Source organism: Flavobacterium sp. CFBP9031 (genome assembly GCF_034044945.1).
Classification (GTDB): Bacteria; Bacteroidota; Bacteroidia; order Flavobacteriales; family Flavobacteriaceae; genus Flavobacterium.
Window position 1 is genome coordinate 68,199 of sequence record NZ_JAXCWF010000012.1, and the last position, 14,991, is coordinate 83,189.

Annotated in this window: 13 protein-coding genes; 10 read left to right on the forward strand and 3 right to left on the reverse strand. The window is 34.2% G+C overall.

Annotation, left to right across the window (positions count from 1 at the left end):
- The first annotated feature begins 233 nt into the window (after nucleotides 1-233).
- Nucleotides 234-476 carry a hypothetical protein gene (locus tag SOM12_RS18930; RefSeq protein ID WP_095930117.1) on the forward strand — a complete coding sequence of 81 codons (243 nt, stop codon included), beginning with the start codon at nucleotides 234-236 and terminating at the stop codon, nucleotides 474-476.
- A gap of 14 nt (nucleotides 477-490) precedes the next feature.
- Here the strand turns inward: SOM12_RS18930 and SOM12_RS18935 are convergent, their stop codons facing one another.
- Complete coding sequence (locus SOM12_RS18935) at nucleotides 491-985, reverse strand: DNA-deoxyinosine glycosylase (RefSeq protein WP_320494885.1); 495 nt, start codon at nucleotides 983-985, stop codon at nucleotides 491-493.
- Between the two features lie 240 nt (nucleotides 986-1,225).
- Here SOM12_RS18935 and SOM12_RS18940 point away from each other — a divergent pair, with 240 nt between their 5' ends.
- The 3 genes from SOM12_RS18940 (at nucleotide 1,226) to SOM12_RS18950 (ending at nucleotide 4,014) form a co-directional block, all read left to right on the forward strand.
- Nucleotides 1,226-2,452: a hypothetical protein gene (locus tag SOM12_RS18940; protein WP_320494886.1), complete on the forward strand. Its 1,227-nt coding sequence runs from the start codon at nucleotides 1,226-1,228 to the stop codon at nucleotides 2,450-2,452.
- A 12-nt stretch (nucleotides 2,453-2,464) separates the two neighbouring features.
- The gene (locus SOM12_RS18945) at nucleotides 2,465-3,184 is read left to right on the forward strand and encodes a hypothetical protein (protein ID WP_320494887.1); all 720 of its coding nucleotides are present in this window, start codon (nucleotides 2,465-2,467) and stop codon (nucleotides 3,182-3,184) included.
- A gap of 170 nt (nucleotides 3,185-3,354) precedes the next feature.
- The gene (locus SOM12_RS18950; protein ID WP_320494888.1) at nucleotides 3,355-4,014 is read left to right on the forward strand and encodes a hypothetical protein; all 660 of its coding nucleotides are present in this window, start codon (nucleotides 3,355-3,357) and stop codon (nucleotides 4,012-4,014) included.
- Nucleotides 4,015-4,174: 160 nt separating this feature from the next.
- Here SOM12_RS18950 and bioB read toward each other — a convergent pair whose 3' ends face one another.
- A complete protein-coding gene (bioB, locus tag SOM12_RS18955) occupies nucleotides 4,175-5,164 on the reverse strand; it encodes a biotin synthase BioB (RefSeq protein WP_320495004.1) in 990 nt (329 codons plus the stop codon).
- Nucleotides 5,165-5,380: 216 nt separating this feature from the next.
- Nucleotides 5,381-6,226, reverse strand: a complete 846-nt coding sequence (locus SOM12_RS18960; RefSeq protein ID WP_320494889.1) for an AraC family transcriptional regulator — start codon at nucleotides 6,224-6,226, stop codon at nucleotides 5,381-5,383.
- A 178-nt stretch (nucleotides 6,227-6,404) separates the two neighbouring features.
- Here SOM12_RS18960 and SOM12_RS18965 point away from each other — a divergent pair, with 178 nt between their 5' ends.
- From SOM12_RS18965 to SOM12_RS18990, 6 genes are all read left to right on the forward strand, one after another.
- On the forward strand, nucleotides 6,405-7,319 hold the full coding sequence (locus SOM12_RS18965) for a dihydrodipicolinate synthase family protein (protein WP_320494890.1): 915 nt from the start codon (nucleotides 6,405-6,407) through the stop codon (nucleotides 7,317-7,319).
- A gap of 135 nt (nucleotides 7,320-7,454) precedes the next feature.
- On the forward strand, nucleotides 7,455-9,038 hold the full coding sequence (locus SOM12_RS18970; RefSeq protein WP_320494891.1) for an aldehyde dehydrogenase (NADP(+)): 1,584 nt from the start codon (nucleotides 7,455-7,457) through the stop codon (nucleotides 9,036-9,038).
- 1 nt (nucleotide 9,039) lies between these two features.
- Nucleotides 9,040-10,050, forward strand: a complete 1,011-nt coding sequence (locus tag SOM12_RS18975) for a 4-hydroxyproline epimerase (RefSeq protein WP_320494892.1) — start codon at nucleotides 9,040-9,042, stop codon at nucleotides 10,048-10,050.
- A 45-nt stretch (nucleotides 10,051-10,095) separates the two neighbouring features.
- The gene (locus SOM12_RS18980; RefSeq protein ID WP_320494893.1) at nucleotides 10,096-11,331 is read left to right on the forward strand and encodes an NAD(P)/FAD-dependent oxidoreductase; all 1,236 of its coding nucleotides are present in this window, start codon (nucleotides 10,096-10,098) and stop codon (nucleotides 11,329-11,331) included.
- A gap of 3 nt (nucleotides 11,332-11,334) precedes the next feature.
- Nucleotides 11,335-12,633 (forward strand): Xaa-Pro aminopeptidase, encoded by a 1,299-nt coding sequence (locus SOM12_RS18985; RefSeq protein ID WP_320494894.1) that lies wholly within the window; start codon nucleotides 11,335-11,337, stop codon nucleotides 12,631-12,633.
- A 1-nt stretch (nucleotide 12,634) separates the two neighbouring features.
- On the forward strand, nucleotides 12,635-14,794 hold the full coding sequence (locus tag SOM12_RS18990) for a S9 family peptidase (protein WP_095930105.1): 2,160 nt from the start codon (nucleotides 12,635-12,637) through the stop codon (nucleotides 14,792-14,794).
- Nucleotides 14,795-14,991 lie beyond the last annotated feature (197 nt).

Here is a 14,991-nt window from a genome sequence, read left to right on the forward strand (position 1 = left end):
TTTACCATTGTTGCATTTTAACGGTTCAAGGTTCATTTTACTATTTCTGGTTTCAGATTATAATCTGAAACCATTTCAAGAGGTTTAGACAGAAGGATTAAAATTTTTCATTTTAACTTTAAGTATTGTTTCAATCCAGTTTTTTTAAATGATAGAAGAAGAGCTGATTTTAATTGAGTGTGTAATGAACTTATAAGGTAAAATAAAGTATTAATTTAAATACAACTAGACCTATGGCCGCTATTCCTGACGAATTGTACAATGTTAAATTTGCAGCGTATTTTGATTCCATGAAAGAATTGTATATTCTCGATCAAAAATTTAAAGTAATATGTGATGCTTACTGTGCAAGCACTGCAAAAACGGAACTTTATAAGGATAGAAGTGAAAAAAATTATCGTCGTAAGATGAAGTTTGAAAATCTTTCTAGGGAATTGGAAGAAGAAATACTGTTCTATATTATGAGAAATAGATAATTACTTTTTTTAGTCTATTTTGAAAGTGCTATTTCGGATACCGTTTTCCATTGTGCTATTTTTTTCTCTTTCGTTAAACCTGCATTTAATCCGCTAGTTGAAGGCAGGGTTATATAAGTGATTCCTTCTTGCGGAGCTGTATGTTTTAAAAAATACTTTGCAGCGGCTTTGCTTTCAAAAAAGACATATTTTATATTAGGATACTGTTTATGCAAACCTTCAAAATCATTAATTGTTTCTTCGGTAATAGAGGCATCGCTGCTTCCTTCTCTTTTACAGCTTTGTAAAACATTCCAAAGACCAATGTTGTACTTTTTTACTAGTGCTTTTCGATCTTCATAAGAGGCGCTAAATTCTTCCTCAAAAATAGCAAACAAAATTTTCCAGAAAAGATTTCCTCGGTTTGCATAATATTGTTGCTTCGCAATAGACTGCTCACCCGCCATTGTACCCATAATTAGAATAATTGTAGAATGGTCAATTAAGGGATCAAGGGCTTTTTTTAGCATTTGTTTGTTTTTTTGCAAAATTACCGATTATTTAATAAAGTATAAACAAGATAAAAATCCTTTAGAATTCAATTATTTCTGAGCTTTTTCAAACTTTCTATTTGTAGTAAAATATTTATTTAACATATTTTGTAGTATTTATATTGCAATATTGTAAATAATTCTTTTATATTCGTAAATCCTAATTGTAGGATTTTTACCATATTTAAATGAATTATTAACCAACCAATGTAAATGATTATGAGAAAAATTAGTAAGTATTCCGTCTGTTTTTTTGTTGCACTTTTTTTATTGTCGTGTAGCAATGATGAATTAGAAACAAATCAAGAAACAGTAAAAGATGTTAAGTCCAAATTAGAATTAGCAAAATTTTCAAATCCCAATATTGCCCAAAATGTTGAAGCCGATTTTGAAAATGCCAACGAAATTGAAAAAGATAATTTTAAAATTTCTGAATTTTCAGCCAAAGAAAAAGTTGTAAATTATTTTGAGTCTGATCTGCTGCAAAATCAATTGAAATATCAAGGTGTTACAATTGAAAATGATGGCAAAACGCATTCTTATTTTTTAGAGGTTTATACGTTTAAAAAAAGCGCCACTTATCCGGAGAGTATCACAAAGTTTAAAGACTTTTCAGGAGGATTGAATGTGTATTCGTTTGAAGGGGAAAATTTGGGTTCAGTTGGAGTTATAAACGGTAAGGCAAAAAATATTTCTGGAAAGGAAGAGTTGGATATTTTGACAGAAGCAATAAATTTGTTTTATGTTCCTTCGGATATTACAAGCAAAATACCTTTGTGCGACGCAACATATACACAAACTGTATGGCTAACTCAAGACGTTTGGCGAATAATTAGTAACGGTCCGAAGATTTTAGAGGTTATCTATGTCGGCGAAAAGGTTACAAAAAGTACTATTATCTTGCCTTATCCTTGTGATGGTTCAGGAGATGTAGAAGCTATAAAGTTACAGCGAATGGCACATTATTCGCATTATAGCGAAAATGGACAATATATTGGGGAGAGTTCCATTCCAGAATCTGCTTTAGCCGATTACTATATTCTTATAAATAAAAACAGATTATGTGGAACATACAATTTCAAAGCGGTAGGTAACGCCTATGTTGCAAACATATCAGGACTTGGGTTTTCAGCATCTAGTCCTAGTGGAGATAAAGTATTTACAAATTTACCAACAGTCTGTGTAACAATTCCCAATTATAATATGAAATTAGCACAATCTTCTGTCCAATTCAACACTGCTTGGGCAAATACGATGAATGCATTGATGACTTATTTAAATAATACTTCAGGAATTATAAATCCAACTCCATGGAAGCTTCGAGAACTAACATTGGAGTTTTTAACTGCCAATTTAAATTATTCAGCAGGTTTGAATTCAGGCGTTTCTATTATTACTGGAACATGTTCGGGTGTTCCTTCTTCAACAGCTATTTATTGTAAATAAAATCTTTTTCTTATGAATGACAAATTTTTAAACATTAGCATTGATGATCTTTCTGATAGCTTTTCAGAGATAAGTAATTGTATTAAGAAATATTATCCAATAGGGCTAACAAGAGAAGATGAAAATTACTTTTCGTATTCAGGAATAGTTGCATTGAATGAAATAATTAAGAAAAACGATGAAAAAGAATGGAATATTGGGCTTTTGGAAAAGTTAAAATTAGATTTTCATGACATATCTGAGACAACCGCAGGATTAGTTCCTAATTTCTCTGGAGTTATAAAATTAAACAACACTTTTGAGGGTAGGACAGAATTACATTTTTATAAAAGCTTGATAGGGAATTATTTTACTATTGAAGTCTTAGAAAATATCCATCTTAAGGAAATTTCTCATCCTGTTTTTGGCAAACGAAAAACTTGGGCTATTGAGAATATAGTTGTTTCGCCTGTTGGAGAATATGAAGAAGTTTTTCTGAAAGTATATCAATCAATTGTTGAAAAATATAAGGGAGTAAAATTTCTTCCTTATATTTTTGATTTATATAATATAAACAATTTAGATGTGCCTTACAAATCGAATAATGAGGTAGTAACTATCGCTGGAGCATTTTTTCAAAAATTTTCATCTTATGAAAAATCAATCACAATAATTGGAGATATTAATTATCAAATTGATCGATTAAAAAAGGATGGCGACAATGGAAAGCTAGCACAAACGTCCCACTCGTGAAAGAAAAATACGAATGCTTCACATGAGATGATGAGTACAAAATACTTAGATGTCATGTATCCATTTTTAAAAAGAAGTGGCGAAAAGTGAGTCCCAAATGCTTTCGGCATTGCGCAGCACTAATGAAGAATACTTTATGGAAAAGTATTAATTACTAAAAAAATAATTTTATGATAGAACAACTTCTAAAAAAAACCAACGATAAAAAGTTTTATAATGATTGCGATTTAAAACTTGAATCTTACAGGTTTCAAACTTCAGATCACACTTTAGAAATGATATTTTCAATTAATCAGAACAGCTATGACATTCCTATTGAATATGAAGAATGGAAAATTACTTGTTTAAAAACAGAAAAATTCGACGGATTCTTTTGGAGTTTAACTTTGCCTTACGTAAAGATGAAAATCTTGGAGCATCATCCATTATTACTAATTTTTCATGAAAACATAATCGAATGTGAAATCCAAGGTAAACCTTTGAACGTAAATGAATTTATAGGTGAAATAAGTAATATTCTGGAGAAAGAGACTGGAAATTGGATTACTGTAAATGAATACTTATGGAATAATGAAGAATTCTACCAAAAATATTCAAAGCGAGCAATTACGATACCTAAGTCTCTAGGTAACTCTATAATGCAAGTTTGTAAAAAGCATGACATGGATTTTCAAATAAAAAATGAAGTTATTGGTGAAAAGAAAGGTTATAAAGATAAATCAAATGTTAAAATTCTAATATTTGGTAATGAAGATGTTAGCCCAAACGATTTTAATCTTTGTCAGCCCTATATAATTGCAGAAGAATTTATCGCAGAAAGAATTAAATAATGCGAATAGATATAGTTGAATAGTAAATTTTCTAGAACTAGAGGAGATTTAAAAATATTCTTGCTCCTTGAAGAGTTCCAAAACTGAATTGAAAAAAATGCGCAAATGTCTCTTTTAAGACTTTTGCGCATTTTTTTTATATTAGAAAGATATCAGCTTTTTAAACCACAGAACAAGCACTTTTATTCTCTTTCACCAAAGGTTTAAGTCCAAGATTTTGAAACATCTGCATGTCTTCAGAAAGTCCTGGGTTTGGTGTTACCAATAGCGTTTCGCGTTCTCCTGTAAAAATAGAATTGGCACCAGCCATAAAACACCAAGCTTGTTCTTCTTCGGTCATTTCGATGCGTCCGGCACTTAAGCGTACAACAGCAGCAGGCATAATGATACGCGCAGTGGCGATCATTCGAACCATATCCCAAAGAGGCACTTTTGGGTTGTTTTCTAAAGGCGTTCCTTTTACTCTTGCCAAAGCATTTACAGGAACAGATTCCGGATGAACAGGCATAGTAGCCAAAGTTGCCAGCATAGAAACACGATCTGCAGGAGTTTCTCCTAAACCAATGATTCCGCCAGAACAAACTGTGATTCCCGCTTTTCTGACATTATTAATAGTATCAAGACGCTGATCAAACTTACGTGTACTGATGATTTCGTCATAATAACTTTCAGAAGTGTCCAAATTATGATTATAAGCATACAAACCCGCTTCTTGCAGACGTATAGCTTGTTCTTCGGTAAGCATTCCTAGCGTACAGCAAACTTCCAGTCCAAGATCGTTAACGCCTTTTACCATTTCAATAACACGATCAAAATCTTTGTTATCACGAACTTCACGCCAAGCGGCAGCCATACAAAAACGAGAGGAACCGCCATCTTTTGCTTTTTGTGCGTGTTCCAATACTTTTTCGGTTGGCAATAAAGCTTGAACTTTAATATCGGTATGGTAACGTGCAGCTTGTCCGCAGTAAGAACAATCTTCAGGACAGCCGCCTGTTTTTACAGAAAGCAAGGTGCAAACCTGTATTTCTGAAGGTTTATGCCAATTGCGGTGTACAGTTGCAGCCTCATAAACTAATTCTAATAAAGGCTTATCGTATATAGCTTGAATTTCTTCTCTGCTCCAGTCGTTTCTTATTTGTCCGTTCATTTTTTCTTTTGATGCTTTATGATTTTTAGCCAAAAGTATTGTTTTGCTGTATCATCAAAATGTACCACTTTTTAGATTTTGAGTAGTCCGGTTTATAAGTGCAAGTTCGAAGCGTTTAGAATAGAAGTGCTTAATTATTCATAAAAAACTAAATATATTGTTGATACATTATAAGAAAAGGAAATGAAACAACTGTAGGAACAACGAGAACAAATATTACAGATTAAGCTTTCTGTATTGCAAAGGAGAAATCTGTTTTAGTTCTTTAAACTTTCGATTGAAATTAGAGATATTATTAAAACCGCATAATTCTGCAATTTCCAAAACGGAGAGTTCTTCATTATTAGATAGTAATTTTGCTGCTCTTTCAATACGCACTTCAATAAGAAAATGAAAAAAAGATTTGTTGGTACGAACTTTAAAATACCGACAAAAAGCATTTTTAGTCATGCTGGCGATAGAAGCTATTTCATCGAGCGTTATGTTTTTGTGGAAATTCGTCATTACATACTCAAACACAATCTGCATTCTTTTGCCTTCATTATCCGTTATTTTCTTTTGATATAAATAATTAGATAGAGGAGTAGTTTCTGATGTTGAAAGCCATTTTAGAATATCAAGAAACAGTATAAATCGTGTATAGTTATCAGCATTCTTCAATTTCTTAAAATACTTAACCACTTTTTTGGGTGCGTTATGAATAATAAATCCATTCTTGCTGCTTTCTAGAAGGGGTTGTATATTTCGAAAAGTAGACAATTCAAAAAAATCTTTCCCAAACGAATTGAAAGTAAAGAATAAAGTCCGCATTACCGAAACCTCATTTTCCTGAACATCGCTTCTAAAAACATGAGGCAAATTACTTCCAATTACGAGTATATCGCCCTCACGATATTGCGAGATTGTATCGCCAGCAAAAACGTCGCCTTCTCCTTTTTCGATAAAACTAATTTGAATTTCTTCGTGCTGATGCAATTTATCATAAAACGATACTTCTATATCTTCTTGATAAATAAGGGGATCCTCTCCAGATTTTGGAATTTTAAACGGGAAAACTTTCATATAGTGGTTAGTTAGTTACTATCAAATATATTGTATTTGATCAAAAAATGATGCTATAATGCTCTATTTTTTAAGTTTTGTAACTGTACAGGGTAATATAGTATTGTTTTGTGGTAATTTTTGAAAGGCTAACTCTCTTGTTTCTAGATAATTTTGGCTTATATAAAAAATTAAAATTATGAGTATTCAATGGAATGGCGTTATGCCAGCGGTAACTACAAAATTTACTGCAGATGATAAATTAGACTTCAAAATGTTTGAAGTTAATATGAAAGCGCAATTAGATGCTGGAGTGTCAGGGATTATTTTAGGAGGCACTTTAGGCGAAGCCAGCACACTTTTAGAAGACGAAAAAAGAGAATTAGTAAAACATACTGTTTTGCTTACCGAAAATAAAGTGCCTGTAATTATGAATATTGCAGAGCAAACTACAAAAGGAGCCATTTTGGCAGCCAATAAAGCAGAACAAGATGGAGCAAAAGGATTAATGATGTTGCCTCCAATGCGTTACAAAGCATCAGATTTTGAAACGGTGGCTTTTTATAGTGAAGTAGCTAAGAATACAACACTTCCTATAATGGTTTACAACAATCCTATTGATTATAAAATCGATGTTACTCTAGACATGTTCGAAGAGTTATTGAAATTCGATAACATTCAGGCTGTAAAAGAATCTACAAGAGATATTTCGAACGTGACTAGAATGATTAATCGTTTTGGAGATCGCTTAAAAATATTATCGGGAGTTGACACATTGGCTTTAGAAAGTCTATTAATGGGGTCAGACGGTTGGGTTTCTGGATTGGGCTGTGCTTTCCCTGCTGAAACGGTAGCCATTTACAAATTAGCCAAAGCAGGAAGAAAAGAAGAAGCTTTGAAAATCTACAGATGGTTTTTGCCTTTATTAGAATTGGATATTAATTCATTCTTGGTTCAGAATATCAAATTGGCTGAAGTTGCAACAGGAATTGGTTCAGAACATGTTCGTGCACCGAGATTGCCATTGCAAGGAGCAGAAAAAGAAAGAGTTCTAGCGATTATCGCTGAAGGAATACGTACAAGACCAACTTTGCCAGAGTATAAAAATTTATAAAAGCATTTTGCAGATTGGCTTTTAGTTATCAATCTCGGTCCCAGCGCCAGTCTCAGTCATAATGTTAGGGGAGATTTTTACTGAGACTGCGACCGAAAACTGCGGCTAGAAAATATTCATTTATAGCATAAAAACATGATTACAGGAAAAAATTATATAGGAAGCCAGCTTAAAGCCAGCGGTTCAAAAGTCTTAAAAACGTTCAACCCGCTATTGAACAAAGAAAATCCTTGGTTTTTTGTAGAGGCAACTCAGGATGAAATTGAAGAGGCGGTTACTTTGGCCAATCAAGCATTTGCGATTTATAGAAAGAAATCAGGTCTTGAAAAAGCTAAATTCTTAAACACAATTGCTGATGAAATTTTAGCTTTAGGTGATGTTCTCTTAGAGCAATACTGCATCGAATCGGGTTATCTGAAAGGGAGAGCAGAAGGGGAACGCGGACGGATGATAGGTCAGTTGCGAGCTTTCGCCGAAATGCTTACAGAAGGAAGTTGGGTTCAAGCAACGATTGATACTGCAATAGTCGACAGACAACCTGCACCAAGAGAAGATTTGCGCAAAATGTTAGTTCCTCTAGGGCCCATAGTGGTTTTTGGATCAAGCAACTTTCCTTTTGCATTCTCTACAAGCGGTGGAGATACAGCTTCGGCTTTGGCGTCGGGCTGTCCGGTTATTGTAAAAAGCCATTCCATGCATATCGGAACAGGCGAAATGGTAGCTTCAGCTATTATAAAAGCAGCTGAGAAAACTAATATGCCAGAAGGTGTCTTTTCTAATCTTGTAGGCGACGGTAGAACTCTTGGAACAAGTTTGGTAAAGCATCCGTTGGTAAAAGGGGTAGGTTTTACGGGAAGCATTAAAGGAGGTCGTGCTTTGTGCGATTTAGCGGCTCAACGTCCAGAACCAATTCCGGTATTTGCTGAAATGGGAAGCATCAATCCTGTGGTGCTTTTGCCTCAAGCGTTGAAAAAAAATAGTCAAAAATGGGCGACAGCTTATGCAGGTTCTATCACTTTAGGAGCAGGGCAGTTTTGTACCAATCCAGGATTATTATTAGCTTTAAAAGGCGAAGAATTGAATGAGTTTGAAGAAAACCTTAATCAAGCTATCGAAAAAATTCAGCCTGGCTGCATGTTGCATCCTTCTATTTATGCTGATTTCAATAGCGGAATTGCAAAAATTGAAGCACAGAACGGAGTTTCCAAAATTACTCAGTTTAAAGGAGAGACAATTCCAAATCATGGTACTCCTACAGTTTTAAAGGTTGACGGAAAAGAATTTTTAGAGAATAAAATATTACATAACGAAGTGTTTGGTCCATTTTCTATTTTAATTGAATGCGAAAAGGAGACTGAACTAATAGAAGTGATCTCTAAACTAGAAGGGCAGCTAACGGGAACAATCATAAGCGAAGAGAACGAAATAGAAACGCATAAAGAGATTATTTCTGCTTTGCAAAATCGTGTGGGGCGCTTGATTTTTAATGGTGTGCCTACGGGAGTTGAGGTTTGCGCTTCGATGATTCACGGCGGACCTTATCCGGCATCGTCAGATTCACGTTTTACAGCCGTTGGTATACACGCAGTTTACAGATGGGTTAGACCCCTAAGCTATCAGAATTGGCCAAATGAATTATTGCCTGCTGAATTGCAAAACGAGAATCCACTGCAAATTGTTCGTACAGTAAATAATAAACTAACACTATCTCAAATATAAAATGGTAAAGAAAACTTTTTTTTGCGTAGATGCTCATACATGCGGGAATCCAGTTCGGGTTGTTGCTGGGGGCGGACCAAATCTACAAGGTGATTCAATGAGTGAAAAACGGCAGCATTTCTTAAAAGAATACGACTGGATTCGTAAAGGCTTAATGTTTGAACCAAGAGGACATGATATGATGAGTGGCAGTATTTTGTATCCGCCAAGCGATTCTAAAAACGATGTTGGTATCTTATTTATAGAAACTTCGGGCTGTTTGCCAATGTGCGGACACGGAACAATAGGAACTATTACAATTGCTGTAGAAGAAGGTTTGGTCACTCCAAAAGTTCCCGGAATTATCAAAATGGAAGCTCCTGCAGGTTTAGTGCATATCGAATATCAGCAAACGGGCAAAAAGGTAGATTGGGTACGTCTGACCAACGTAAAATCGTATCTGGCAGCCGAAGGTCTTACCATTGATTGTGAAGAATTGGGTGAGATTGTTTTTGATGTGGCTTATGGAGGAAATTATTATGCTATCGTCGATCCGCAAAAGAATTTTTCTGGTGTTCAGAATTTTACGGCAAGCAAAATTATTCAGTATAGTCAGGAACTTCGCAAAATGATTAATGAAAAATACCCAAATTATTTCATTCATCCAGAAAATGATACTATTCGAGATGTATCACATCTGTTATGGACAGGAGCGCCTATAGATTCTACTTCGTCTGGAAGGAATGCTGTTTTTTATGGCGATAAAGCAATTGACCGTTCACCATGCGGAACAGGAACATCAGCCCGAATGGCACAATTGCATGCTAAAGGAAAACTAAAAAAAGGAGAGGAGTTTATTCACGAAAGTTATATCGGAAGTAAGTTTATTGGAAAAGTGGTAGAAGAAACTTCTATAGGAGATATTCCCGCAATTGTTCCAAGCATACAAGGCTGGGCAAAAGTATATGGATACAATACTATTATAATTGACGAAAGCGATGATCCTTATGCTTTTGGATTTCAGGTTATTTAAGAAAATCAATTAGTAGTAGTCTCAAAAAAAAACGAATTAAAATTTATGAAAAAAGTTGCTGTTATTGGCGGTGGAATCATCGGCTTATGTTCTGCTTATTATCTCGCAAAGGAAGGTTACGAGGTGAACGTATTTGATGAATCTGATATGAACAATGGCTGTTCATACGGAAATGCAGGTATGATTGTGCCATCGCATATTATTCCGCTCGCGCAGCCTGGCATGATTGCACAAGGAATAAAATGGATGTTTGACAGCCGTAGTCCATTTTATGTAAAACCGCGCTTAAACAGAGATTTAATAAACTGGGGAATGCAGTTCTATAAACATGCCAATTTGAATCATGTTGAAAAAGCAATGCCCGCTTTACGAGATCTTTCTTTGTTAAGTAAAGAATTGTATCAGGATTTTGCCAAGGAGAATAATTCTTTTTTTTATGAAGAAAAAGGACTTTTGATGCTTTATAAAAGTGATAAAGTGGCAGAAGAAATGCATCATGAAGGTAAAGAAGCAGAACGTTTGGGGCTTGAAGTAGATTATCTCTCAAAATCTGAAGTAGCGCTTTTAGAAAAAGGAACCACTACAAATGTTATTGGTGGAGTTCATTATAAGAGTGATGCGCATTTGTATCCGCAAAAATTTATGGCCTTTATAAAAGAAGAATTGTCTCGTTTAAAAGTCGAAATTTATTCGCAAACTAGCGTTAAAGATTTTGTTTTAGAAAGAAATAAAATAGAAAAAATTGTAACCAATAAAGGGCTTTTTAAAGCTGACGAAGTAGTTTTGGCATCAGGATCTTGGAGTCCTTCTTTGGCTAAAAAATTAAACATTTCTATTTCTATTTTACCTGGAAAAGGATACAGTTTTACTTTAAAGGATAAAAACCAAAAGCCTAGTATTCCTTCTATTTTATGCGAAGGAAAAGTAGCCGTAACTCCAATGGCCAATGATATAAGATTTGGAGGCACTATGGAAATTACACATACAAAAGACAATAAAATAAATGCAAACAGGCTTCAGGGAATTATAAATAGCATTAATGGTTTTTATCCCGATTTGAAAGTCGAAATGCCAAAGAATGAAGATACTTGGTTTGGGTTTAGACCCTGTACGCCAAGCGGTATGCCGATTATTGCCAGAGACAAAAAAATCGTAAATTTGACCTTAGCAACAGGACATGCCATGATGGGATTAAGTCTGGCACCGGCGACAGGAAAAATCGTGACAGAGATTATTTCTGGCAAACCTGCTTCTGTGGCTATTGACCGATTCCAAATATAAATTATGAGATACAATGCGATTCCGGTTTCTTTGTTTGTAGAAAACCGAAAAAGATTTACCGAAAAAATGAAGCCGAATAGTTTGGCTATTTTAACTTCAAACGACGTAATGCCAAATAACGCAGATGATGTTATGGGCTTTTCACAAAACAATGATTTGTTTTATCTGTCTGGAATTGATCAGGACGAAACCATTCTAGTGCTTTATCCAGATGCTTTTAAAGAGGAAAACAAAGCCATACTTTTTGTAAAAGAAGCAAATGAACATACGCTAATTTGGGATGGTAATTTTTTAACTAAAGAACAAGCTACGGCAATTTCTGGAATACAGAATATCAAATGGATTCATGAGTTTGAAAAGACTTTACAGCTTTTTGCTTTTGAGGCCGATACTTTTTATTTAGGGCATAACGAGCATATCAAAAGAGTCACTGCTGAAATGGAAACCCGACAAGATCGTATGATAAAATGGTGCAAAGAAAAATATCCATTGCATCAATACGAACGTGTGGCAAAAATAACGCGTGAATTGCGTCCAATTAAATCAGACGAAGAAATTGATTTAATCAAAAAAGCAACGGCACTAAGTGTTGAAGGTTTTCATAGAGTTTTAGGTGCAATTCGCCCCAATATAAAAGAATACGAATTGGAAGCCGAATTGCTGTACGCTACCGTTAAAAATGGCGGAACGAGACAAGCATTTAAATCAATTATAGCATCTGGAGGAAATGCGTGCTCACTTCATTATAATTCCAATGATGATGTTTGTAAAGAAAACGACATGGTGTTGCTTGATTTTGGAAGCTGTTATGGCAATTATAATTCAGATACAACAAGATGCATTCCGGTTGACGGAACTTTTAGTGCGAGACAAAAAGAGGTTTACGAATCGGTTTTACATTGCTTGAAAGAAGGTTCAAAATTATTGAAACCAGGAGTTTTATCGAAAGATTACGAACTTCAAATGGCAAAATTAATTGAAACTGAATTGGTCAAATTAGGTTTGATTACAGAAGACGAAATTAAGAATCAAGATCCAGATAAACCTGCTTACAAGAAATACTTTATGCATGGAACAGCACATCACTTAGGATTGGATGTTCATGATGTGGGATTGTATTCTAGACCTTTTGAAAAAGGAATGGTGCTGACTTGCGAACCTGGAATTTACATTAGAGAAGAAGGAATAGGCTGTCGTTTAGAAAATGATTATCTGATAACAGAAAATGGAAACATTAATTTGAGTGAAGCCATGCCAATCGAAATTGCAGAAATTGAAAATTTAATTAAAAATAAAAAATAAGATGAAAAAGTGTTTGTTGTTTTTTCTGTTTGTATGTACATCTGTTTTCGCACAGCAGGATATTGATATTAACGATCTAAATTGGCTGCCAAATTCTCATTCGTTTTGGGTAAACAAAGACAATAGCGTGGTGGTTTATGATGTTGATAAACTAGATAAGCAAAGTACAATTTTGTCTAAATCGCAATTAGCAACAGCGGGATTTACGGGAGAAATCGAGAAGTTGGTGTGGAATGACTCAAAAACAAAAGTTTTGGTCTATACCAATTCAAAAAAAGTATGGAGAGAAAATACCAAAGGCGATTATTGGTTTTTTGATTTGACTACAGGAAAAGGAAAAAAATTAGGTAAAAACCTTGATGCATCATCATTAATGTTTGCTAAATTTTCGAGCGATAATGAAAATGTTGCCTATGTTTCCAAACATAATATTTATGTGGAAAATCTAAATACAGGAAAAATTACTCCTTTAACCACAGACGGTACAGATAAAATCATCAACGGAACTTTTGATTGGGTTTATGAAGAGGAGTTGGCTGCCCGTGACGGATTCAGATGGAGCCCAGACGGAAAAAGTATTGCTTTTTGGAGAGTAGATGCCACTTCTACTAAATTTCATTTCATGATCAATAATACCGATTCGCTTTATCCAGTTATTGTTCCAGTTGAGTATCCAAAGGCAGGAGAAAAACCTTCTTCGGTAAAAATCGGAATTGTAAATATTGATTCGGTGCAAACCAATTGGCTAAATATTCCAGGAGAGCCTGATAATAATTACTTAGTTCGTATGAAATGGCTTAACAACGAGTCTGTTATGGTGATTCAGTTGAACCGAAATCAGAACCAAGTTACTATGTATGATTGCAATGCAAAATCGGGATCTGCTAGAGTTATTTACAAAGAAGAATCGACTTCGTGGATCGATGTTTTTGATATTTCTGCAGGAGAATATGATACTTTTCCTTGCCAGTTTGTTGATAATGGAAAAGCCTTTTTATGGAGTTCTGATGCAGACGGATGGATGCATATTTATAAAATAAGCCTTGACGGAAAATCAAAAGAATTGGTGACCAAAACTAATTTTGATGCTTATTTTAAAGCCTACAATGAAAAGACAAAAACAATATATTTTATTGCAAGTCCTACAGATGCTACACAGCGCTATTTATATGAAACGAATTTAAGTTCAAAGAAAACAAAAAGAGTAACTCCAGAAGCTTTTGAAGGTACAAATGCTTACGTTTTTTCGACAGATGCATCATATGCCAAACATACTAATTCAAACATTAAAAGAGACTACAATACAAGATTAGTGGCGCTTTCGGGACATAAAAAAATATTGCCGAAAGAAGCAGATGTTTTTGATAATCCGAAACTTAATTATTCGTTAGAAAAATTTAAAGTAAAAACTAGCGACGGTATTGATATTGATGGAATTATGGCAAAACCATTAGATTTTGATCCTTCAAAAAAATACCCTGTGTTCTTTTATGTATATGGAGAGCCGATGGCTTCAGTAGCAAACGATGAGCCTTATTTTAATTATTTTATTGCAAAATTAATTCCAAAAGGATACATCGGAATTGCGATGGATAATAGAGGAACTCCTGTAATGAAGGGAACAGAATGGAGAAAATCTATTTATAAAAACATCGGAATTATCAATACTCGCGATCAGGCAATGGCTGCCAAAGAAGTTTTAAAATGGAATTTTATTGATTCTGATCGTGTAGCCATTCATGGATGGAGTGGTGGTGGTGCTGTAACTTTAAATTTAATGTTTCAATATCCAGATATATACAAAACCGGAATCGCGATTGCAGCGGTAACAGACCAACATTTTTATGACAACATCTACACAGAACGTTACATGGGATTGCCAGAAGGAAATGAAGCGAATTACAGTAAAGCTTCGCCGGTTACTCATGCAAAAAATCTAAAAGGAAATTTATTGTATATTCATGGAACAGGCGATGATAATGTGCATTATAAAAATGCTGAGGTTTTAATAAATGAATTAGTTAAGTATGATAAAATGTTCGATTTAATGATTTATCCAAATCGTTCTCATGATATTTCTGAAGGGGAAGGAACAGTGAAACATTTAACGGATACTTTTATTCGATACATAGAAAAAAATTGTCCGCCAGGAGCAAAATAGAAAATAGTGCATTTATAGAAAAAGGAGAATTTCATTCATTTGAAATTCTCCTTTTTTTTGCGTTAAAAAATATTGGGATTTGGAATTTTAAAATTTGATTTTTTTAAGTTAAAATATGATAATTATGTATTAATTCTGAGTAAAATACTATCAGAAAGGTAAAAGTATGTAAGGTAATTTTGATATATACTAATTAA